The sequence below is a fragment of the Paenibacillus sp. H1-7 genome (genome assembly GCF_022354825.1).
Lineage (GTDB): Bacteria > Bacillota > Bacilli > Paenibacillales > NBRC-103111 > Paenibacillus_S.
On sequence record NZ_CP031168.1, the window covers coordinates 5525131 to 5547829 of the forward strand.

The 22699-nt window shown below is 49.4% G+C and carries 21 protein-coding genes; all 21 read right to left on the reverse strand.

Translation table 11 applies throughout. The features are described from left to right. Positions 1–2: 2 nt before the first annotated feature. The 21 genes from infB to DVH26_RS24330 all read right to left on the reverse strand — a co-directional run bounded on the left by infB (position 3) and on the right by DVH26_RS24330 (position 22561). Positions 3–2795 (reverse strand): translation initiation factor IF-2, encoded by a 2793-nt coding sequence (gene infB / locus DVH26_RS24230; RefSeq protein ID WP_239626333.1) that lies wholly within the window; start codon positions 2793–2795, stop codon positions 3–5. Then, the gene (locus DVH26_RS24235; protein ID WP_239626334.1) at positions 2788–3114 is read right to left on the reverse strand and encodes a YlxQ family RNA-binding protein; all 327 of its coding nucleotides are present in this window, start codon (positions 3112–3114) and stop codon (positions 2788–2790) included. The genes infB and DVH26_RS24235 overlap by 8 nt, the downstream gene beginning before the upstream one ends. Further along, the gene (gene rnpM / locus DVH26_RS24240) at positions 3104–3418 is read right to left on the reverse strand and encodes an RNase P modulator RnpM (protein ID WP_239626336.1); all 315 of its coding nucleotides are present in this window, start codon (positions 3416–3418) and stop codon (positions 3104–3106) included. Before rnpM ends, DVH26_RS24235 begins: the two co-directional genes overlap by 11 nt. A 47-nt stretch (positions 3419–3465) precedes the next feature. Beyond that, positions 3466–4563, reverse strand: coding sequence for a transcription termination factor NusA (gene nusA, locus DVH26_RS24245; protein WP_239626338.1), 1098 nt, complete (start codon positions 4561–4563; stop codon positions 3466–3468). Between the two features lie 33 nt (positions 4564–4596). Further along, entirely contained in the window at positions 4597–5055 is a 459-nt protein-coding gene (gene rimP, locus DVH26_RS24250; RefSeq protein ID WP_239626340.1) for a ribosome maturation factor RimP, read from the reverse strand. Positions 5056–5250: 195 nt separating this feature from the next. Beyond that, entirely contained in the window at positions 5251–9567 is a 4317-nt protein-coding gene (locus DVH26_RS24255) for a PolC-type DNA polymerase III (RefSeq protein ID WP_239626342.1), read from the reverse strand. Between the two features lie 125 nt (positions 9568–9692). Next, a complete protein-coding gene (gene proS, locus DVH26_RS24260; RefSeq protein ID WP_239626344.1) occupies positions 9693–11141 on the reverse strand; it encodes a proline--tRNA ligase in 1449 nt (482 codons plus the stop codon). Between the two features lie 30 nt (positions 11142–11171). After that, entirely contained in the window at positions 11172–12425 is a 1254-nt protein-coding gene (gene rseP, locus DVH26_RS24265; protein WP_239626346.1) for an RIP metalloprotease RseP, read from the reverse strand. A gap of 164 nt (positions 12426–12589) precedes the next feature. Further along, positions 12590–13729: a 1-deoxy-D-xylulose-5-phosphate reductoisomerase gene (locus tag DVH26_RS24270; RefSeq protein ID WP_239626349.1), complete on the reverse strand. Its 1140-nt coding sequence runs from the start codon at positions 13727–13729 to the stop codon at positions 12590–12592. 20 nt (positions 13730–13749) lie between these two features. Continuing rightward, positions 13750–14547: a phosphatidate cytidylyltransferase gene (locus tag DVH26_RS24275; RefSeq protein WP_239626351.1), complete on the reverse strand. Its 798-nt coding sequence runs from the start codon at positions 14545–14547 to the stop codon at positions 13750–13752. Positions 14548–14567: 20 nt separating this feature from the next. Next, positions 14568–15335 carry an undecaprenyl pyrophosphate synthase gene (locus tag DVH26_RS24280; RefSeq protein ID WP_239626354.1) on the reverse strand — a complete coding sequence of 256 codons (768 nt, stop codon included), beginning with the start codon at positions 15333–15335 and terminating at the stop codon, positions 14568–14570. Positions 15336–15393: 58 nt separating this feature from the next. Continuing rightward, positions 15394–15948 carry a ribosome recycling factor gene (gene frr, locus DVH26_RS24285; protein ID WP_239626356.1) on the reverse strand — a complete coding sequence of 185 codons (555 nt, stop codon included), beginning with the start codon at positions 15946–15948 and terminating at the stop codon, positions 15394–15396. 3 nt (positions 15949–15951) lie between these two features. Further along, positions 15952–16677, reverse strand: coding sequence for a UMP kinase (gene pyrH, locus DVH26_RS24290; protein WP_239626359.1), 726 nt, complete (start codon positions 16675–16677; stop codon positions 15952–15954). Positions 16678–16884: 207 nt separating this feature from the next. Beyond that, entirely contained in the window at positions 16885–17535 is a 651-nt protein-coding gene (tsf, locus tag DVH26_RS24295) for a translation elongation factor Ts (RefSeq protein WP_239626361.1), read from the reverse strand. Between the two features lie 92 nt (positions 17536–17627). Further along, the gene (gene rpsB / locus DVH26_RS24300; protein ID WP_239626364.1) at positions 17628–18326 is read right to left on the reverse strand and encodes a 30S ribosomal protein S2; all 699 of its coding nucleotides are present in this window, start codon (positions 18324–18326) and stop codon (positions 17628–17630) included. Between the two features lie 205 nt (positions 18327–18531). Further along, complete coding sequence (locus tag DVH26_RS24305) at positions 18532–19026, reverse strand: MltG/YceG/YrrL family protein (protein WP_239626366.1); 495 nt, start codon at positions 19024–19026, stop codon at positions 18532–18534. After that, entirely contained in the window at positions 19013–19624 is a 612-nt protein-coding gene (locus DVH26_RS24310; RefSeq protein WP_239626368.1) for a DUF6115 domain-containing protein, read from the reverse strand. The genes DVH26_RS24305 and DVH26_RS24310 overlap by 14 nt, the downstream gene beginning before the upstream one ends. Before the next feature lie 68 nt (positions 19625–19692). Further along, a complete protein-coding gene (locus DVH26_RS24315) occupies positions 19693–20019 on the reverse strand; it encodes a hypothetical protein (RefSeq protein ID WP_239626370.1) in 327 nt (108 codons plus the stop codon). 27 nt (positions 20020–20046) lie between these two features. Continuing rightward, positions 20047–21456: a flagellar assembly protein A gene (locus DVH26_RS24320; protein ID WP_239626372.1), complete on the reverse strand. Its 1410-nt coding sequence runs from the start codon at positions 21454–21456 to the stop codon at positions 20047–20049. Between the two features lie 22 nt (positions 21457–21478). Next, on the reverse strand, positions 21479–22261 hold the full coding sequence (locus DVH26_RS24325; RefSeq protein WP_239626374.1) for a FliA/WhiG family RNA polymerase sigma factor: 783 nt from the start codon (positions 22259–22261) through the stop codon (positions 21479–21481). Between the two features lie 18 nt (positions 22262–22279). Then, positions 22280–22561, reverse strand: coding sequence for a hypothetical protein (locus tag DVH26_RS24330; RefSeq protein ID WP_239626376.1), 282 nt, complete (start codon positions 22559–22561; stop codon positions 22280–22282). Positions 22562–22699: the final 138 nt, after the last annotated feature.

Consider the following 22699-nt stretch of genomic DNA (forward strand, 5'->3'; position numbering starts at 1 on the left):
GATCACCTCTCAACAGTTTCCATCACAAACGCTTCGATAATATCTCCTTCTTTAATATCGTTGAATTTATCCAGAGATATACCGCACTCGTAACCTTGGGCTACTTCCTTCGCGTCGTCCTTGAAACGTTTGAGGGAATCGATGTTGCCTTCGAACACTACGATGCCGCTGCGGATCAAGCGCATTTGTGCATTACGGGCAATTTTACCGGAAATAACCATACAACCGGCAATAACCCCGATTTTGGAAACCTTGAAAATATTACGGACTTCGGCTTGCCCGATGACGTTCTCCTTGTATACCGGATCCAGCATCCCTTTCATCGCTTGTTCGATCTCTTCGATGACTTTGTAAATGATGCTGTGCAGACGAATGTCGACCTTTTCCTGATCTGCCGTATTTTTGGCTTGAGGCTCTGGACGAACGTTAAAGCCGATGACGATCGCATTCGATGCAGATGCAAGAATTACGTCGGATTCGGTAATCGCGCCTACGCCGTTGTGCAAAATTTTGACGCGCACGCCTTCAATGTCGATTTTCTCAAGAGAGCCGCGCAGCGCTTCAACGGAGCCTTGTACGTCCCCTTTAATAATAACGTTAAGATCCTTGATCTCGCCGTCCTTGATGTGTTTGTACAGATCGTCCAGAGTGACGCGAACGTTAGCGCCCATTTCGGACTGTCTCAATGTTACAGCACGCTTCTCTGCGATCGTTCTGGCTTTACGCTCATCCTCGAAGCAGATGAACGGATCTCCCGCCTGCGGAACCTCCGTCAAACCGGTAATCTCGACCGGAGTAGACGGGCCTGCTTCCTTCAGGCGCTTGCCTTTGTCGTTAACCATTGCGCGAACGCGGCCGAAGCATACGCCGGCTACGAAGCTGTCGCCGACTTTGAGCGTACCGTGTTGAATGAGCACACGAGCAACCGGGCCTTTTCCTTTGTCGAGCTCGGCTTCAATAACCGTACCTCTCGCACGTTTGTCCGGGTTAGCTTTAAGCTCCTGCACCTCGGCTACGAGAAGAATCATATCAAGCAAGTTCTCGAGTCCGATGCGCTGTTTCGCAGAAATGTTGCAGAAGATAGTATCTCCGCCCCACTCCTCAGGCACCAGCTCATATTCGGTAAGCTCTTGTTTAATTTTATCCGGGTTGGAATCCGGCTTATCCACTTTGTTCACAGCTACGATAATAGGTACCTTGGCTGCTTTGGCATGGTTGATGGCTTCAACCGTCTGAGGCATAACACCGTCGTCGGCTGCTACTACAATGATCGTAATGTCGGTAACTTGCGCACCGCGGGCACGCATCGAAGTAAACGCTTCGTGGCCCGGAGTATCGAGGAACGTAATTTTCTTGTTATGAATTTCGACCTGATACGCACCGATATGCTGGGTAATGCCCCCTGCTTCGCCTTCGGTTACGCTCGTTTTGCGGATTGCATCGAGCAATGTCGTTTTACCGTGGTCAACGTGACCCATGATCGTAACAACCGGTGGACGCTCCTGCAAATCCGCCTCGTCGTCCTTCTCTTCAAAATTCTCGAATTTATCTTCCTCGACAGGAATCTTCAGCTCGACTTCAACATTGTAGTCACCGGCCAGCAGTTGAATCGCATCCAGATCCAGCTCTTGGTTGATTGTGGCCATAATACCCAGGAACAGCAATTTCTTGATGACTTCCGAAGCGTCCTTGTGAAGCGCTTTGGCCAACTCACCAACGGTCATCGTGCCGCGGACAATAATCTTCTTAGGTGTGTTATCGATTTTTTCCTTTTTAACAGGTTCCTGCTGATATCTGCCCTTTTGATTCCGGTTGTTGCCTCTATTGTTCTGAGGCCCTCTGGACGAGCTGACTTTGTTATCATCAAAACGCTTCTGATTCGGCTTCGTCTTCTTGGTCGTCTTGCCTTTGTTTCCTGAAGCATCGTCCTGATCCACATCTACGTTAGGCGCCGGTCTGGACGCATTGACAGCAATCGATTTGTTAAACCCGTTCGAGCCGCCTTGACCTGCTCCGCGTTGTTCAAAAGGCTTCCGTTGATCGGAGCCTTGAGGACGGCTCGGGCGCTGATCCCCGGAACGGTTGGCGTTGTTATAGCCGCCAGATGCGCCGCCTCGGTTGCCTTGCTGACCTTGGCCGTAGCCTCCCCCGCCTTGACGGTTCTGGCCGCCTTGATTCCCCTGGCCGCCTGATTGTCCGCCGCGGTTCTGATTGTAGCCGCCTTGCTGGCCGCTGCCCGATCGCTGCTGATAACTGCCGCCCTGCTGGCCGTTGCCCGACCGCTGCTGGTTATACCCGCCTTGGGAGCCTTGACCTTGCGGTCTGCGATCTCCCTGCTGGCCGCCGCGATTACCGCCTTGTCCTTGCTGATCCGGACGACGATCGTTGCCGGAACGCTGCTGGTAGCCGCCGTTTGGTCTGTTGTTATTTCCGGATTGTCCCTGACCTTGGCTTTGGCCTTGGCCTTGCGAAGATTGCGGTCTTGATTCCGCCTTCACATGCTGTCCTTGTCCCTGTCCTTGAGTTGCCGACTGTTGGCCGGAGTCTTTAGCTGCCGTGCTCGTCGTGCTGACGGAAGCTTCATTTCCTCCCCTTTTGGCCGCTGCATTTGCTTTAACGTCTTTAAAAAATTTTTCCACACTCTCCACGGTATCGTTCTCCATTACGCTCATATGATTGTTTACTGGTATGCCTAATCTTTTAAGGATCGTAATAATCTCTTTACTGCTCATATTTAAAGACTTGGCGTACTCGTATACTCTAAGTTTATCCTTATTGTTATCTTGTTTACTCAATACTGTCCACCTCCGTACGATTTTCCAGACTCTTCTTCAGCATTTTCGCAAATCCTGCATCGGTTACGGCGATGACAACCCGCGTTTCCTTGCCGATACTTGCTCCTAACTGCTCACGGCTGCCGTACTGTTGTAGGGGAACCCGATACGTAATGCACTTATCGTTTACTTTCTTCAAAGTATTGACTGAGGCGTCCTCCGCCACGATAACAAGCTTGGCCTCGCCTTTTCTGACCGAATCGACGACGGCGTCCTCGCCGGTGACGACCTTGCCTGCCCTCATGGCCAAACCTAGATTGTTAAAAAATTTATGATTCATCGTCCACCGCCGCTTCTTTGCCGGCAATGAATTCATCTTCCACCTTGATGAAATCCTGCTCCAACGCGTCATAGATTTCCGGGCTAACCGCATGCTTCAATGCACGATCCAGTGCTTTGCTTTTTTTCGCCAGCTTGAAGCACGACAGTTTGCCGCACAGATAGGCTCCGCGACCTGCTTTTTTACCCGTCAAATCAATGATGATTTCGTCATTAGGTGTTTTCACGACGCGGATCAGCTCTTTTTTGGGCATCATTTGCTGGCATGCGACGCATTTGCGAAGTGGGGTTTTTCTTTGCTTCATCCGTGTTCACCTTCTATCTGTCCGGCTTCTCTCCGTTATGATATCGATCAATCGATGCTGACCGAATCCTGATGCATTTCTTCTGTATATGTTTTTGGTCGCCCGTATTCCTGCTCCGCTTGCGTCTCGCTCTTGATGTCGATCTTCCATCCTGTCAGCTTGGCTGCTAGACGAGCATTTTGCCCTTTAATCCCGATGGCCAGAGACAATTGATAGTCAGGAACGATAACGCGCGCCATTTTCTCGCTCTCGAATACGTTCACTTCCAGTACTTTGGACGGGCTGAGTGCATTGGCCACATACTCGTCGACATTTTCAATCCAACGGACGATATCGATCTTCTCGCCCTTCAGCTCATTGACGATCGTCTGCACGCGCATTCCTTTAGGACCGACACAGGAGCCTACAGGATCGACTTCAGCGTTACGGGAATACACTGCAATCTTGGAACGGAAGCCGGCTTCGCGGGCTACGGAACGAATTTCCACTACACCGTCGAAAATTTCCGGTACTTCCAGCTCGAACAAGCGCTTCAGCAAGCCCGGGTGTGTACGCGACAAAATGATTTGCGGTCCTTTAGTCGTATTTTCCACCTTCGTAATATAAGCCTTGACACGGTCGCCTTGCTTGAATTTGTCGGTAGGCATAAGCTCGGTTAACGGCAGAGCCGCTTCGATCTTGCCCAAATCTACATATAGGTTACGCAGATCCTGCCGCTGTACGATGCCGGTTACGATATCTTCCTCTTTGTCTACGAAAGCATTATAGATCAAGCCGCGCTCCGCTTCGCGAATACGCTGGGTAACGACCTGCTTGGCGGTTTGCGCTGCAATGCGTCCGAAATCACGAGGTGTAACCTCTATCTCAACGATATCATTCAACTGATAGTTTTGATTCATTTCACGCGCTGCATAAAGCGAAATTTCCAAACGGGGATCGAGCACATCCTCTACTACCGTTTTGCGCGCGTATACTTTAATTAATCCGGTGTGACGGTTAATGTCAACACGAACATTTTGCGCCGTATTAAAATTGCGCTTATAACTCGAAATCAGTGCAGCCTCGATAGCGTCGATCAGCACTTCCTTCGCAATTCCTTTTTCCCTTTCTATTTCCGACAATGCTTCAATAAAATCCATGTTCATTTGAACGGAGCTCCCCCTCTCATAAAATCGACGCTAGAACACAATCGCCAATCTGGCGCTTGCCACTTTGTTGTAAGGAATTTCGTGTGTCTTCTTTCCGACTTCAACCGCTACCGTCTGCTCGTCGAACGACACCAGCTTCCCTTCGAACTCTTTCAATCCGTTGATCGGCTCATAGGTAGTAACAAACACATGCTGACCCACAGCTTTATAATAGTCCTGCACTTTTTTCAACGGACGTTCCGCCCCGGGGGACGATACCTCCAAGAAATAGGCGGTAGGAATCGGGTCTTTCTCATCCAATTTCTCGCTCAAAAACTCACTGATACGGCCGCAATCATCGATATCAATGCCGCCTTCTTTGTCCACATAAACACGCAAAAACCAGTTGCTGCCTTCTTTCACATACTCAACATCAACCAGTTCAAAATGATTTTCGTCCAAAAAAGGCTGAAGAAGTGATTCAACTACGGGTTTAATTTGCGAAATCAACCTGCAACCCCCTATCATCAAATGGAAAGCCTAATGCTTTCATCTCTGTAACAAAATGTAAAGAGTGGGTTTCCCCACTCTCTAAGATCGGAACTTATAACGTTTGTTACCAAAGAAGATTATACCATAAGCCTTATGTGTATGCAATATGATGAGTGCGCGCCTTCCTTTGTTTTCCTGCGTCGGACCGCTATCCTAGAATAGAGACAATTGATTCGACTCCGGAAGTCCCCGGAAGCAGCCCATCGACCCAAGCAGCTCGACAATCGTCTTGGACGCCTTGCTTCTCGTCTGGAAGTCCTCTATGGACAAGTACGGACCACCTTCTCTGGAAGCGGCGATATTCTTGGCCGCATTCTCCCCGATCCCGGCAATAGCGGAAAACGGAGGAATAAGTGAGTCGCCGTCGATCAAAAATTTCGTGGCATCGGATTTGTATAAATCGATCCCTTTGAACGAGAAGCCTCTCGCCGTCATTTCCAGACTCATCTCGAGAATGGAGATCATCGCCTTCTCCTTCGGAGTGGCTTGGAACCCTTTCTCCTCGATCTCTATCAATCTGCGCAAAATGGCGTCATACCCTTGACACAGCATCTCGAGCTCGAAATCTTCAGCGCGAACCGTGAAATATGTGGCGTAGTAGGCAATCGGATGATAAAGCTTGAAGAAGGCTGTCCGTACTGCGGAAATAACATAAGCGGCTGCGTGAGCTTTCGGGAACATGTACTCTATGCGTTCGCATGACTCAATGTACCACGCCGGAACTTTATGCTTCTTCATATCCTCTTTCCATTCGGGCGTGAGCCCCTTCCCTTTACGGACGCTTTCCGTAATTTTAAACGCCAGACCCGCATCCATACCGGCCTTATAGATCAAGTAAAGCATGATCTCGTCACGACAGCCGATAACGGTTTTGATCGTGCAGGTGCCTTTCTTGATCAGCTCCTGCGCATTACCGAGCCAAACGCCGGTTCCGTGAGACAGTCCCGATATTTGCAGCAAGTCGGCAAAGGAGGAAGGCTGCGTTTCCTCGAGCATTTGACGAACGAACTTCGTCCCCATTTCCGGTACACCGTAAGTTGCCACGGTAGAACGTATTTGCTGCGGCGTTACTCCAAGCGCCTTGGTGCTATTGAACATACTCATAACCTTCGGATCGTTCATTGGAATCGTCGTCGGGTCGACACCGGTCAAATCCTGCAGCATCCGCATCATCGTCGGATCATCGTGCCCCAGAATATCGAGCTTCAGCAAGTTCGCGTCGAAGGCGTGATAATCGAAGTGCGTCGTCTGCCATTCCGCTCCCGTATCGTCCGCAGGGTATTGGACCGGCGTGATGTCGTTGACATCAATGTAGTCCGGCACAACGACGATACCGCCCGGATGCTGGCCGGTGCTTCTTTTGACCCCGGTGCAGCCGGAGGCCAGCCTGTTAATCTCGGCACCGCGCCACTTCTTCCCTTGCTCCTCCTCGAACTTCTTCACATAACCGAACGCCGTTTTTTCGGCGATAGTACCGATGGTGCCGGCGCGGAATACGTTCTTCGGACCGAACAGCACCTTCGTATAGTTATGGGCAACCGGCTGATATTCACCGGAGAAGTTCAAGTCGATATCGGGAACCTTATCTCCCTTAAAGCCCAGGAACGTTTCGAACGGAATATCCTGGCCTTCTCCCTTCATCTTCGTTCCGCAATTCGGGCAATTTTTATCAGGCAAATCGAAGCCGGACGGAACGCTTCCGTCAAGGATCCATTCACTGTGCTGGCACGACGGGCAGACATAGTGTGGAGGCAGCGGATTAACCTCCGATATGCCTAAGAACGTTGCAACGACGGAAGATCCGACGGATCCCCGCGAGCCGACCAGGTAGCCGTCCGAGTTCGATTTTTTCACAAGACGCTCGGATACAAGATAGTTCGCCGAGAACTCGTATTTAATGATCGGCACGAGCTCTTTTTCCAGCCGCGCGGTAACGACCTCAGGAATAGGCTCCCCATAAATGCGTTTGGCCGTATCGTAACACTTCGTCCGAATTTCCTCGTCGGCGCCTTCGATAATCGGAGCGAACAGCTTATCCGGGAACAGCTCCAGCTCCTCGAACCGATCGGCCAGATCGTTGGTATTTTTCACGACGACATCATATGCCGTCTCTTCGCCGAGAAATTGAAACTCCGCAAGCATTTCTTTGGTTGTCCGGAAATGGACGTCCGGCTTGCGCATATCCTTCAATGGACTGAAGCCCGTTATCCCGTTGATCGTAATGTCACGGCATATCTTATCGCGGGGGTGCAAATAGTGCACGTTGCCCGTGGCAATCACCGGCTTGTTCAGCTTTCTGCCGATATCGATAATTCTTCGTGTTGCATCCTCAAGCTGATCTTTGCTTCCTACCAAACCCTTTTCAACCAAATGCATGTTGATGGAGGGGGGTTGGATTTCCAGTATGTCGTAGAATTGAGCCACCTCTTCGGCTTCTTCCAACGTCTTGTTAAGGACGGTTTCGAAAAATTCGCCCTTCTCGCAGCCCGATGCAATAATGAGACCTTCTCGCATCGATTGCAGCAAACTTTTGGGGATGCATGCCACTCTATGAAAATATTCCGTATGAGATAATGAGACCAAGGTGTACAGATTCTTTTTGCCGACCATGTCCTTGGCATAGATGCAGCAATGAAACGGTCTTGCAGTTTTCAAGTTTTTCCCGACGTTATCGTTCAAGCGCTCCAGATCGGTAATGCCGCGCTCATTCGCTTCTTTTATCAAATGAAACAAAATATATCCCAATGCAATGGAGTCGTCGATGGCACGGTGATGGTTATCCAGGCCGACCTTGAATTTATCGGCCAGCGTATTCAAACGGTGATTTTTCATCGTAGGGAACAGCAGTCTTGCCATCTCCAGCGTGTCCAATGCCGGGTTCTTCACTTCCGGAAGCCCTAACGACTTGCAGTTTGCCTGAATGAAGCCCATATCGAATCTCGCATTATGCGCAACCAATACGCAATCGCCGACGAACTCTATGAATTTCGGCAGCATATCCTTCAATTCCGGCGCATCTTGAACCATATCATCCGTAATATTGGTCAATTGCTGGATATTGTATGGAATTTTCTCGTGCGGATTGATGAAGGTGGCGAACCGGTCGATCTCTTTGCCATCTCTCATCTTAACGCCGGCGATCTCTATGATCTTGTTATGAACGATGGACAACCCCGTCGTCTCAATATCGAAGATAACGTACTCGGCGTCCTTCAGTTCCATTGATCTCGGATTGACAACTACCGGAACCCCGTCATCCACAATATTGGCCTCAACCCCGTAGATCATCTTAATGCCGTTCTTCTTGGCCGCCTTGTTAGCTTCCGGGAAGCACTGCACGCCGCTGTGATCCGTTACGGCAATCGCTTTATGTCCCCATTTGGCCGCCATCTTGATATACTGGTCGATCGGCGTAATCCCGTCCATCGTACTCATGGTACTATGTAGATGGAACTCTACCCGTTTTTCCGTGGCATCGTCCTTCCGATCCGGCGGAGGCATCACTTCGTTGACATCATTAGGGATAAGTACAAGCTCAGGGATTTGCATGAACCGGTCATATTCCACTTTCCCCCGCACTTTTACCCAGGTACCGTTTTGGATTAATCCAAAAATTTTGACGTCTTCCTTCGTCTTGGCGAAAGCCTTGATCATCATGGAATCCGTAAAATCCGTTATATTGAACGTAAACAGAGTGCTGCCGTTTTTCAGCTCTTTCGATTCCAGACCGAACACGGCACCCTGCAGTGTAACTTTCTTCTCTTCGTCCTGCACCATTTGAATCGGCACCGGCGGATCCTTGATCTCGTAGCCGACCATCAGCTTCAGCTCGGCATCCGACACCAGCTCGGATTCCTGCTCCGCTTCGATGGAGGTCATGATTTCTTGCGTGACCACTTTCTCTTCTTCTTCAATCTTCTTGGCGAACTTCTCGAATTCCGCCTCGCGGTTCTCATTCATTGCATAGCGGACTTGAAACTCGACACCGAAAAAATCGGTAAAATACGACTGCACCCATTGTGCAATATTTTTCTTCTTTGCCAGCTCCAAGCCTATGGAATCCAGCAAAATCAGAGTCAGCTGGTTGCCCTGAACCTCGATTTTGGCTCTGCTCATCCAGCCGTTGACCGACGTCGCTTCCCGCTGCACCCATTCGATGAACATGCTCCAATATTCATGCGCCACATCTGAAGGCGAAACGTCATCCGTATACCTCAGCATGAAACGGATCGCAGCAATATGCGCAAATTTGTCGCGAATCATCTTGCAAAACGAACGATATACGTCATTCGGAACGAGGCTGCTTTTGATGATAAAGAAGGTCCATTCCCTATTTTTCCGTGTTGTTTCTACTCTATCAATATATCCGTCTTGAAAAAAAGAGTTCACTACCTCAGCCGGCACATGCGCCTGCTGCATCAGCATCTCGAAACGTTCTCTTTTCACCGCTGTACTGCTCGTACTGCTCATGAACATCCTCCCCCACAAAAACATACAAAGGGCAAACAGGAGATGTAGCTTCCGATTTGCCCTTATAGAGGTTGTATACATACCCGCAATGTAAGCCAGGCATCTCTAGCACTCCACGATAACGATTAATAGGCTCTGCCAAAAACAACAGTATGCTTCGCAGCTTCACCGCAAGCAATGCACGTCGACTTATGCTCCGCCGGTTCAAACGGAATGTTACGGCTCGTTGCCCCCGTTTCTTCCTTCACCTGCGCCTCGCATGCATCGGAACCGCACCAGCCCGCCAGCGCAAAGCCGCGCTTCTCTTCCAGGAACGATTTGAACTCGTCCAAGCTATCAACGGACGTAAAACTCTCATCGCGGAACTGCTTAGCTCTATCATACATTTGTTGATGGATTTCCGCCAGCATATTTTGCACTTCTTCGACAAAATGATCCTGTTGGACGACACGTTTTTCTCCAGAAATCCGGGAAACCAGAACGACTTGACCATTCTCCATATCGCGTGGTCCCAGTTCGACACGAATCGGTACGCCGCGCATTTCGTACTCGTTAAATTTCCAGCCCGGACTTTGATCCGGACGGTCATCCACCTTCACGCGGACTCCAGCCTGCTTCAACTCGGCGAACAATTCGTTCACGCGGCCAACAACCTGATCCCGTGTCTTCGGAGGTCCGATCGGAATCATAATAACTTGCGTTGGAGCAACTTTAGGCGGCAGCGCCAGTCCGCGGTCGTCTCCGTGCACCATGATCAAAGCCCCGATCAACCTGGTGCTTACGCCCCATGAAGTCGTGTGGCAGAACGTGTGCTGATTTTCACGATCCAAATATTTGATGTCGAACGCAACGGCGAAGTTCGTGCCCAAATAGTGGGACGTACCGGCTTGTACCGCCTTGCCGTCCTTCATCATCGCTTCGATTGAGTACGTATCCACCGCACCGGCGAACTTCTCAGATGGTGTCTTCTGCCCTACGATAACCGGTATAGCCAGGAAGTTTTCGGCGAAATCCCGGTAAATTTCAAGCATTTGCATCGTTTCTTTCCGTGCATCCGCCTCATCTTCATGAGCCGTATGACCTTCCTGCCATAAGAACTCGCTTGTCCGCAAAAACGGCTGCGTTCTCTTCTCCCAGCGCACGACGTTGGCCCACTGGTTGATTAGAAGCGGCAAATCGCGGTAGGAGTTGATCCATTCCGAGTACATATGGCCGATCATCGTTTCCGATGTAGGACGAATCGCAAGACGCTCCTCGAGCTTCTCGCCGCCAGCTTCGGTCACCCATGGCAGCTCAGGGTTAAAGCCCTCGACATGCTCCTTCTCTTTCTGGAAGAAGCTCTCAGGAATAAAGATCGGAAAATAGGCATTGCGGTGTCCCGTCGCTTTGAAGCGGGCATCCAGCTCGCGTTGAATGTTTTCCCAAATCTCGTAGCTGTCCGGTTTAAACACGATACAACCGCGCACGGGAGAGTAGCTCATTAAATCCGCTTTTTTAATGACATCGATGTACCATCTGGAGAAATCCTCGCTTTGCGGCGTGATCTCCTTAACGAACTGTTTTTCTTTGGACATGGTGGTGTGGCTCCTTCTACAACAATTAACTTAACCCTTTATCAAACGTAAAATATCATTATAAGTTACAGCGATCATGAGAAGCATCAGCATAGCAAAGCCGACGAAATGAACGATGCTTTCCCTGCCCGGATCTACCGGCTTGCCGCGCAGCGCCTCAAAACCGAGGAACACGAGACGGCTTCCATCCAGCGCCGGGAACGGCAGCAAATTGAACAATCCCAAATATAGACTCATCAGCGCCGCCCAGAATGTGTATTGCGCCCATCCTGCGCTTGCTTGTTCGCTTGTAAATTCAACGATTCGGACCGGACCGCCCAGATCGTCCATCTTGAACTGCAGCGTAGCCAGTTTGCCGAAGCTGTCCAGTATGGATACTGTTGCAGAGGTCATGCTGCTCCAGCCGTTGGATATCGCCTCGCCGAAGCTCGCTTTGCGCGTTTCGGCCATTAACGTGACGCCTACCTGCCCCCCGTTAATATCTGCCGGGGTGACTTCCTTGCGGATCTGCTCCTTGTTCCGTTCAATAATCCAGACCATCGGCTTATTCACCGACTGCTTGATCAAAGAAGTCAGCTTGTTGCGGTCAGCGCCGATCGTTACGTCGTTTACCTGAACGATGATATCATTAGCCATGAGTCCCGCTTTTTCCGCTGCGGAACCGGCCGTAGTTCCTTGAATTTTCACCTTGTCGGGTACGCCGGCCATGAACACCACAGTGACGAACAAGATGAAAGCGAGAAAAAAGTTCATCATAGGTCCGGCAAAAATGGACATAGCCCGCTGGCCGACCGTTTTGCTGCCGAATTGGCGGTCCCATGGCGCAATCTGGGTCTCCTTATCTTTGCTGACCATCAGTGCTTGCGGATGCACCGGGAATTGCTTGATTTCCCCGTCCATATCCAGCTTGACGAACAGGCGACGCTCCAGATCAATATCTTCTACAACGCCGACAATAGAGTCGGAACGGTTGTCAAAGTCATTAATATAAATATGGGTTACTTCGTTTCCTTTTAATGCCAACGCAATACGCTGTCCCGGATTGATTTGGACGATCTCCGGGTCTTCTCCGGCCATTCGGACAAATCCGCCGATGGGAAGCAGCCGCAATGTATAGCGAGTCTCTCCCTTCTTAAAGGAAAGAAGCTTGGGACCGAAGCCGATGGCAAATTCCCTCACAAGAATTCCCGCCCGTTTGGCAAAATAGAAGTGTCCCCACTCATGTATAGTCACAAGGACAAAAAATAACAGTACGATTTGAAATGCATTCTGCAGTGTCGCCAAATCTAACGTCCTCCCTTAAGCATCGCGAATAGTCATGACCTGTTCTTTGGTTCGGGCTCATACTTTCATTAAGATTAACATTATTTACGATATGAATACAAGCCGAGCCATGTTATGAACATATTATCCTGTCAGTGAAATGATGCCAAGGGAATTCATGCTAATCAAATATTCCGAGCTGTTTGTCGAGCCCACGCATCCGCGGCTGTAATCTGCTCCAAATCCGGATCAGCAGCCGTTTCATGCTTATCCAATGTTCGTGCGATGATGTCTTCAATCTGAAGAAAGGCAATCTCGCCTTTCAGGAACCGGTCAACAGCCACTTCGTTGGCTGCATTGAATACGGTCGTCGCCGTACCACCGGCCTTCCCGCTGTCATAAGCCATTCTCAGGCAAGGAAACCGGTCAAAATCCATTTCGCGAAAATGCAGCTTGCCGATCTCAGCCAAGTTCAACGGCCGGGATGGATTGCTCAAACGATGCGGATACGTAAGCGCATACTGAATGGGAACCCGCATATCCGGATTGCCCAGCTGCGCGATGATACTGTGATCGTTAAATTCTACGAAGGAATGGATGATGCTTTCCGGATGAATTATGACTTCGATCCTCGAGTAATCCAATCCGAAGAGCCAATGCGCTTCGATGACTTCCAGCCCTTTGTTTACCATCGTCGCCGAATCGATCGTTATTTTGGCGCCCATGGACCAATTCGGATGCTGAAGCGCCTGTTCGACAGTGACGCCATGCAGCTGCTCCCGCGTCCGGTCTCGGAACGAGCCGCCCGAAGCCGTCAGCGTTATTTTACGGACATCGCCGGTTCCTTCCCCGTTCAAGCACTGGAATATAGCGGAATGCTCGCTGTCGACCGGCAGCAGCATCACGTTGCGCCGTTTGGCCGCCGCCGTAACCAAATGACCTGCGCTCACCAGCGTCTCTTTATTGGCCAACGCGATATGCTTACCTGCCTCGATGGCAGCAAGCGTCGAATGGAGTCCCTGACTTCCCACCAGCGCCGTGACGATATAGTCCGCGTCCGTTCCTGCAGCAATTTCTACTAGCCCTTCGTCTCCATAGTACACTTTGGTTCCTTCAGGAACATAAGGAGCCAGCTGCTCTGCCAACGATTGGGTCGAAATGGAAACCTTCCTCGGCTTGAACTTTTGGACTTGTTCGATCAGCAGCTGCAGGTTCGAGCCTCCGGCAAGACCTTCGACGATAAACTGCTCCGGATGATGTTCTACGACATCCAATGTTTGCGTACCGATCGACCCGGTCGATCCAAGAATGGAAATGCGTTTCATGCTTCACTTCTCCCCTTGTTTTATGCGCCTGGAATCAATGACAGCAAATGTACCATAGGAAATACAATGATCCAGCTGTCGACCCGGTCCAATACTCCGCCGTGCCCCGGCAAGATAGCGCCGGTATCCTTGATCCCTTTGACCCTTTTGTACGCGGATTGCACCAAATCGCCCATTTGGCCCACAATCGCAATCATAAGGCCCAGCCATATAGCCTGCTGCCAGGACAATCGATCCGGGTAAGCAAGTGAGAAGCAGACGGCAATAATAATGGAAATGACCGTTCCTCCAACCGCCCCTTCAATCGACTTCTTGGGACTTATCGTTGGCCAGAGCGGGTGTTTGCCGATAGCGGATCCGGTGAAATAGGCGCCTGAATCCGTCGCCCATATGCAAATGAAAATAAGCAAAGTCCAGAACAATCCGTTGTCCATCATCCGGGTCTCGATCATATAGTGAAACCCGAAACCAATATAGACCATTCCGATAAACATCATCGCAATATGATCTATCGTCACTTTATTTTTGGATACGACAGTTGCGCACAACAACAAGAACAAAAACAGCCAGATCAGCCGTTCCATTGACCCTGCCAATTGCAAACCGCCGAAATTCCAGGGGATCGTCAGCATAGTCGTACCTATGTATCCGAAGAGGGCTGTGAGCTTATAGCTCTTCAACCCGTTCATCCGTAAAAATTCATCGAATCCGATCAAAGACAGCACGACGATTAGACCGGTAAACCAATATGTGCCCAAGTACAGTAAAATCATAAACGCTATGCCGGCAATGACTCCTGTTGTAATACGCTGTTTCAATTCAATTCCTCCAATAGCTGCTACAATCCGCCATATCTACGGGCACGACGCTGGTATTCCTGAATCGCCTCATAAAAATGCCGCTCCGTGAATTCGGGCCAGCATAATTCCGTAAACCACAGCTCCGAGTAAGCTAATTGCCACAGCATGAAATTACTTATACGGAGTTCGCCGCTAGTACGAATCAAAAGATCGGGATCCGGCAGAGGATGTGTAAGCAGATAGCTGGAAAACACCGAATCGTCAATCGCTTCCAAAGGCAAGCTTCCTGCCGCTACATCCTCTGCCAATCGCTTGACCCCCGATAACATCTCTTTCCTGCTGCCATAGTTGAGCGCAAAATTTAATATGAGGCCGGTATTGGTCTTCGTTTGTTCAATAGCATCCTGAATAGCCTTGAGCGTATAGTCAGGTAGTCCGTCCTGCCATCCCGTCATCCGGATCTGCACATTATTGGCGATCAGCTCATCAATTTCTTTCGGAAAAAATTCCATCGGAAGCTTCATCAAATAATCGACTTCTTCCTTGGGGCGCTTCCAGTTTTCCGTAGAAAAAGCATACATCGTAAGAACTTTTACGCCAATGGCGTTGGCTGCCATCGTTATTTTCTTGACGTTCTTCATTCCCGAATGGTGGCCCGCTATGCGCGGCAAGCCCCGCTTCTGAGCCCATCGGCCGTTGCCATCCATGATTACCGCAACATGGTTCGGAATATTGTCGGCGTCAATACGTTCTATTAGTTCGTCGTGTTCAGCCTTGCTTCCAAACCACTTTTTGAAAGGCATCATTTCAATTTCCTCCAGTAAGGAAAGACTAAAAGCCCCCTCGAAAGGGGGTCTTCTATCATTACACTTCCATAATTTCCTTTTCTTTTGCCGCTAAAACCTTCTCAACCTCAGCGATGTACTTATCCGTAAACTTTTGAATGTCCTCTTGATGCTTACGGGACTCGTCCTCGGAGATGCCTGCTTTTTCAAGCTTCTTGATATCATCGTTGGCATCGCGGCGGATGTTGCGGATTGCAACCTTGGATTCCTCGCCGTACTTCTTCGTCATCTTAACGAGCTCGGCGCGACGCTCCTCCGTCAAAGCAGGGATTACGATGCGGATGACGCTTCCGTCGTTCGACGGTGTCAAACCGAGATCCGATTTCATGATCGCCTTCTCAATGGCGCTCATCGAGCTTTTGTCCCAAGGCTGAATCATCAGCGTGCGGGAATCCGGAGTATTGATGTTGGCCAATTGATTGACCGGGGTCAAAGCTCCGTAATATTCAACTTGTACGCGGTCGAGAAGAGATGGAGTTGCTCTGCCTGCACGCAGGCTGGCCAATTCTTTTTTCAAAGAGCTGATCGCTTTCTCCATGCGGTCTTCCGCATTTTTCTTAATGGATTGTGGCATATGTTAAACACTCCCTTTTACAATCGTACCTATTTTCTCTCCGAGCACCACTCTTTTAATATTGCCGCTCTCGGTAATGGAAAAGACGATCAATGGAATATTGTTGTCCATGCAAAGCGAGGAAGCGGTGGAGTCCATAACGCCCAGATTGTTGCTCAACACTTCCATATAAGTCAGCGACTCGAACTTCTGTGCAGACGCATCTTTGAACGGATCCGCCGAGTACACTCCGTCTACTTTGTTTTTGGCCATCAGGATTACCTCGGCCTCAATTTCCGCCGCTCTAAGAGCTGCGGTCGTATCTGTGGAGAAATACGGATTGCCTGTGCCTGCGGCAAAAATAACGACGCGGCCCTTTTCCAGGTGACGAATCGCTCTGCGGCGAATGTACGGCTCGGCAACTTGCTGCATCGTAATCGATGTTTGTACCCGTGTCGGTACGTCGATCGTTTCCAACGCATCCTGGAGTGCCAAAGAGTTCATAACGGTAGCCAGCATCCCCATGTAATCCGCAGTCGCCCGGTCGATTCCTTTTGCACTGCCGGCAATGCCTCTCCAGATGTTGCCTCCGCCCACTACGATAGCCACTTCTACATTGAGGTCCACGACCTCTTTGACTTGCTGAGCAATCGATGTAATCATTTCTGAATCGATGCCGTATCCTTGCTGGCCTGCCAACGCTTCTCCGCTCAGTTTCAAGATAACTCTTTTAAAGATAGGTTGTTCCAAGCTCAAGTACCCCCGTTCGTAAAGCAGCTATGATGGTTTATGTTTAAAAAAGAAGGAACACTAAGTGTCCCTACGTTTTACTTTTCCGTATTTATGCAAGGCAAGCGATAAACATTTTCCTAAGAAGGACCATTTATCGCTCACCCGGCGTTTCCTAAAGCGTATATGATTCAATGGACAGCCGTACGAAGCGTACGGAACATCCCATTATTTCTTAACTTGAGCCATAACTTCTTCAGCAAAGTTCTCTTGCTTCTTCTCCAAGCCTTCGCCCAATTCAAAGCGAGCGAAGCGGCGGATCGTGATGTTCTCACCGATTGTTGCTACTTTCTCGTTAACCAATTGTCCGATCGTTTTGTCCGGATCTTTAACAAACGGCTGCTCCATCAAGCAATACTCTTCATAGTATTTGCCAAGACGGCCTTCTACCATTTTTTGAACGATGTTAGCCGGTTTGCCTTCATTCAAAGCTTGTGCAGTCAAAATTTCGCGTTCTTTATCAAGAGCTTCTTGTGGAACCTCTTCGCGACGAACATACAACGGGCTTGCTGCCGCGATTTGCATAGCAACGTCTTTTACAAAATCACGGAACTGATCGGTTTTACCAACGAAGTCCGTTTCGCAGTTTACTTCAACCAGAACGCCGATACGGCCTCCAGCGTGGATGTAGGACTCAACAACGCCTTCCGTAGCAATACGTCCTGCTTTGTTAGCCGCTGCCGACAAGCCTTTCTCGCGAAGAATTTCAGCTGCTTTGGTCAAATCGCCGTTAGCTTCTTCCAACGCTTTTTTACAATCGAGCATACCCGCTCCAGTTCTTTCACGCAATTCTTTTACCGATGCTGCATTAACCGCCATGATTTGGCCTCCTTATATTTTAGACTATGTACCCTAAAAAAAGGGCGGTGAAAGGATTTTGCACCTTTGAACCACCCTTTCCTATTCAGCACTTAAGCTGTTGTTTGTTCACCTTGGTGTGCTTCGATAACTGCGTCAGCAATTTTAGCTGTCAACAATTTAACGGCACGGATTGCATCGTCGTTACCAGGGATTACATAATCGATTTCATCCGGATCGCAGTTCGTATCAACGATACCAACGATTGGGATACCCAGTTTGCGAGCTTCTGCAACAGCAATACGCTCTTTACGAGGGTCGATAACGAACAAAGCGCTAGGAAGACCCTTCATATTTTTAATTCCGCCAAGGAATTTCTCAAGACGATCTTTTTCCTTGCGAAGGATGATAACTTCTTTCTTAGGAAGAACTTCGAACGTGCCGTCCTCTTCCCACTTCTCCAACTGCTTCAAACGATCGATACGCTTTTGAATCGTTTGGAAGTTAGTCAATGTACCACCCAACCAACGTTGGTTGATGAAGTACATGCCGCAACGCTCAGCTTCTTCCGCAACGGAATCTTGAGCTTGCTTCTTAGTGCCCACGAACAAAATCGTGCCATTGTCTTCAGCAATGGACTTAACGAAGTTGTAAGCTTCTTCTACTTTCTTGACCGTTTTTTGCAGGTCGATAATGTAAATACCGTTTCTTTCAGTGAAGATGTAACGATCCATTTTCGGATTCCAACGACGGGTTTGGTGACCGAAGTGTACCCCAGCTTCCAAAAGCTGTTTCATGGAGATTACTGCCATCTTCACACACCTCCTCTAAAATGGTTTTTTGTGTCTCCTCCGCCGAGTCGCATCTTCGACATAAAACTCCGAATTTCGAAGCACCATTATGCGAATTGACCAGCGTGCGTTTTAACACCGTCAATAAATATACCACAACTGAAAATCGTATGCAACAACTTCTCATTTTAGAACAAAAGCCCGTCCCTGAGCAATCGGACCGGGCTTATTTCGAAGTAATATTGGCTAATACTTGAGGAAGATCTTGAGGGCCTTTGAACGCATGGACGCCGGCAACAATCTTATCGTTAAGCTGCTGCTTCAGCATCGCGTCTTCAAATGCTTTCCGATCGGAAATAACCCCGCTTTGAACAAGCAAGTCGGCGACATTACCCGCGGTCATTCCCTTCGATATATAAATGTACGTTGCCTCCTGAACCGTTTCTTTCACAGGCTGAGCCGCTTGGCTCGCCGCTTCCTTCAGCTTCTGCTGAACGAGGGCATCCGCCTGCGCCTGATTGTACAGCTTTTGATCCTTCTCAAACACTTGAAAATAGCCCGCTGCCGCTTCCTTCAACTGCTGCGGATTCATAGCCTGGGGATCCGCTCCTGCGCTGGCCCGGCTTACTGGAGGGACAGTCACACTCATCAATTGCAGCAGCAAGGCACCGGCAATAAGACCTCCGCCCGTACCGATGAGAAACGCTTTATTTTTGAGCATTCAGCTGTTCCTCCTGCTTGGCCAATTGAATGATCAGGTTGATTTCCCCTTTGTTCATATTCAATTTTTTGGCGATAACATCGGTCGATTTGCCCTGATCGTACAGAGCAAACAAGTCTGCATAACGCTGCTTCATATTCATAGGAGCATTAGACAGCCCTTCCTCATCCTGTTCCTGCAGATGGGACTCCTCCGATGCCGTAGTCTCCTCTTGCGTGTTCCTAATTTGAGATGGCGACTCGGCAGTCTTTTTCTCATGCCCGCCCATTGACTGTACGCTTGCCTGCAGCAGCTGCTCGTACGCCATGCCGAGCTTGGCCAGCTCCTGGCTGGTGCCGGCGGCCTGCTTCTCCAGCATCTCCACACGAGAGCTTAATTTAGCCGTTTGGACGTCATAATCCCGCTTCGTTTCGGCCAATTGACGGATCAAGGCCTCGTTCTGCTCTTCCAGCTCTGCGGCGAAATGCTCCATCGTTTCTTCGATCTCTTGAATGGTCGGTCCTTGAGCACCTTTGGATGAGCGTGTTCTAGGCAAAAGCGTGGCATAAACTATGACTAATAAACCGATTAAAACTATATATACCCAGGGCTGGTTCAAATCCGTTCACCTTATTTCTGTAATGTTCATAAGCCAAGAGGTCACATAAGCGCATGTCCAACCGCCTCTCAAAGAGTCAAGTCGATATGCTTTCCTTTAAAAGGGTGCTCGATTCGTTCCATTTCCGATCGGGTCTTTGCCTGCTCTTGTTCGCGTTTGTTGGAAGATTGCTCTCGCTTATGGCCCGGCTGTTCCTTATCTTCATTCAGGATTGAGGAATGATGCGGCTTCTCGCTTTTACTAACGCTTTGCCGCTCCTTCTCCGTATGTTTGGCCGCAGCATCCGCAAGAGCCGCCTGATCCTGCCCCGGCTTATGATTCAATTGATTTTGCACGGTCCCGGCTTCGTCGTTCTTGTGCAAAACGAACTGCAATTCCACTGGCCTTAAGCTCATCTCCATCCCTCCTCAAGCTGTTAAAGCTTATCGTACGACGGGAAACATGGCAACATCGCCATTGGCTAGCTGAAATTTCACATGGGATACCGGATCTTTAATAAACTTCGTGTAACGGCCGAGAACAATCTTGGTCCCGCTGTATACCGTCGAAACGACTTCCACTTTGGCTTTGTCGGAATCCTCAAGCGACTTCTCGATCTCCAGAATCCGTTCTTTCATCGAGGATTGCTCCTCTACGGTTTGCTTCTTCGTATGATTTAGCTTGATCCTCATCGCCATTTTATCCGGACCCAACTGTCCGGTCGCCGCTAATTGATCCAGCAAGTTTAACGCTTTCTCAGTTTTATCGAGATTGTCATTGACGGAGCGCAGCTGAATGCGCAGCTGTCCAATTTCATTACGAAGCTCCGGCAGGACTCCTACCTCGATAACGGTCGCTGTGGACATGGAGTTACCTATCGTCCGTGCCGTAACGCTCTCGCCGGCCTGAATCGTTCCGCCTACAATAAGACCTTTCGTCCCCAGACAAACGGCGCTTCTCGCCGCTCTCACACTCGAGTGCATAATACTTTGCGTTACCAATACTTCATCGGCGGAAACGGTTGCATCTTGGATAAAGGAGCTCTTGAATCGGCTTCCGGCCCGGATCATCGCTTTGTTATGTCCCAAAATACCGGCACTAATTTCAATAGAGCCACCCGCTTCCAGGTCGGCCCCCTCCACACTGCCTGTAATACGAATATCGCCCGAAGCTTTGATCTTGAAGCCGCTGAGCACATTGCCCCGGATTACGACGGAGCCGACAAAATCGATATTGCCAACGTTGTAATCGACATCCCCGTTAACCTCAAAAATCGGGAACACATTGATCTTGTCCCGATCCGTTTTACATATCATGCCGTCAATCGCTGAGTAGATCGCCTTTTGCTCCGGATCTGCAACGACATTTTTACCTACTTTCAGACGCGCTTCCTTCCCGTCTTTGGCTGCCAATTCTTCCCCCGTTACCGCCCTGCCCGGAGTTCCCTTCGTCGCGAATATTCTCTGGGCCAATAGCTGGCCCTTGCGAACATTATTGATCGTAGTCACTTCCCGAAAATCGACCTTGCCATCCTCCAGCTCCATCGGCTTCCTGGAATCGTCGGATATGTCGTGCAGCAGCTTGACGTAGCCGTCTTGACCGGGAACCGGAGGAGTTCCATACGCTATCACCGTTTTGCTTAGAAAATAGGCTTTAGGTTCCCGGGCAATGGCCTGAAGGACGTCTCTATCCATTCCATGAGAAATATGATAGGATGCAACAACCTCCTCGAGCTGTGCCGCGGAGAACGAAAGGTTATCCTCGCTGTTTTTAAATTGAAGATAGGCTTGCAGTTTATCGTCGGACAGAGAAATTTCTACATAGTAACTGAGCGGCATCGCAGGTTCACTCATTATTGCCCCCACTTTCTCCAAGTTAAGTTTCTTGAAACAGCTGCGTTTTAAACCGGCTTAACGAGCCTCGGAGGCGAAGAATCGCTTTGGAATGAAGCTGAGAGATTCGTGATGGAGATAAGCACATGACTTCCGCAATTTCACTCAATGACAATTCTTCGAAATAAAATAAGGAAACAACCGTTCTTTCCTTCTCCGTAAGCCGCTCTATTGCTTTGGCTAACGTCTCTTTCAAGAAAAACTCATTCACTTTATATTCAGGATTTTTGGCCTTCTCATCAATCAGCAAGGAAAGCCGCGTCTCGGAATCTTCTTCACGGATAGGGTCGTCGATCGAGCATACGGTCGTAACGGCTATTTCTTGTACCATTTGCTGAAATTCCGTTTCACTAACCTGAAGGTAGGCGCTGATTTCCGCATCCGTTACCGACCGCAAATATTGCTGCTCCAGCTTCTGGTACGCCTCTTCGATTTTCTTGGATTTCTCGCGTACCGAGCGGGGCACCCAGTCTCCTTGACGCAATCCGTCGATGATTGCGCCGCGGATACGCCAGGAAGCATAAGTCTCGAACTGCAGCCCTCGCTCATAGTCGAATTTTTCTATAGCGTCGATGAGGCCCATGATGCCATAGCTGGCCAAATCGTCTTTGGATACATTTTTCGGCAAGCCAATGGAAAGCCGGTTGGATACATAATCTACTAAAGGCAAATAGCTTTCAATTAAAGACTGCTTCGCCTCAACCAATCCGGATTCCTTCCATTGCTTCCACAAATCGATATTCGGTAAATGCGATTTTTGAATCATGACCGGTTGTCACCACCCTTATTCTTCCGTCATTCGACGTACCGCTTGCGCCATCTCTCCTGGTTCCATGTTGTTCGTTTTGCTGGACAGCTTCGGTGGATTCAGCGGAGCGAATCCGGAATCCACCGCGGGTGCATTAGGATCAAGCGAATCTTTTAACATTCGGTGCAATGAGGCTTCATCGTCCGGAGTCGTTATGTCTAGCGAGACTCCTTTATCGGCTTCGTCCGACTCTTGCGGAATCCCGGCTTCACCCAGCCGATTTAAACCGGCTAATGTGCCGAGTACCCATCGAAACAAAAAGATGAGCACGAATACTATAGCAAAGCTGTATATACTTCGAAGTAAGCTTGTGAGCCAAATATTACTTATAATAGAAGAAACAAAAGTAATAACGAAAGTTACGAGTCCAACTATGAAATTCCAACGAATCGATCC

Bases quoted from the DNA above. Each gene is read 5' to 3' on its own strand.
- DVH26_RS24255 (WP_239626342.1), bottom strand. From the start codon at position 9,567: ATGAGCAGTACGAGCAGTACAGCGGTGAAAAGAGAACGTTTCGAGATG.
- DVH26_RS24280 (WP_239626354.1), bottom strand. From the start codon at position 15,335: ATGATGCCTTTCAAAAAGTGGTTTGGAAGCAAGGCTGAACACGACGAA.
- DVH26_RS24235 (WP_239626334.1), bottom strand. From the start codon at position 3,114: ATGAATCATAAATTTTTTAACAATCTAGGTTTGGCCATGAGGGCAGGC.
- DVH26_RS24305 (WP_239626366.1), bottom strand. From the start codon at position 19,026: ATGCTCAAAAATAAAGCGTTTCTCATCGGTACGGGCGGAGGTCTTATT.
- nusA (WP_239626338.1), bottom strand. From the start codon at position 4,563: ATGAACATGGATTTTATTGAAGCATTGTCGGAAATAGAAAGGGAAAAA.
- rpsB (WP_239626364.1), bottom strand. From the start codon at position 18,326: ATGGCAGTAATCTCCATGAAACAGCTTTTGGAAGCTGGGGTACACTTC.
- DVH26_RS24315 (WP_239626370.1), bottom strand. From the start codon at position 20,019: ATGAGCTTAAGGCCAGTGGAATTGCAGTTCGTTTTGCACAAGAACGAC.
- DVH26_RS24320 (WP_239626372.1), bottom strand. From the start codon at position 21,456: ATGAGTGAACCTGCGATGCCGCTCAGTTACTATGTAGAAATTTCTCTG.
- rnpM (WP_239626336.1), bottom strand. From the start codon at position 3,418: ATGAAGCAAAGAAAAACCCCACTTCGCAAATGCGTCGCATGCCAGCAA.
- frr (WP_239626356.1), bottom strand. From the start codon at position 15,948: ATGCCACAATCCATTAAGAAAAATGCGGAAGACCGCATGGAGAAAGCG.
- DVH26_RS24325 (WP_239626374.1), bottom strand. From the start codon at position 22,261: ATGATTCAAAAATCGCATTTACCGAATATCGATTTGTGGAAGCAATGG.
- proS (WP_239626344.1), bottom strand. From the start codon at position 11,141: ATGTCCAAAGAAAAACAGTTCGTTAAGGAGATCACGCCGCAAAGCGAG.
- DVH26_RS24270 (WP_239626349.1), bottom strand. From the start codon at position 13,729: ATGAAACGCATTTCCATTCTTGGATCGACCGGGTCGATCGGTACGCAA.
- tsf (WP_239626361.1), bottom strand. From the start codon at position 17,535: ATGGCGGTTAATGCAGCATCGGTAAAAGAATTGCGTGAAAGAACTGGA.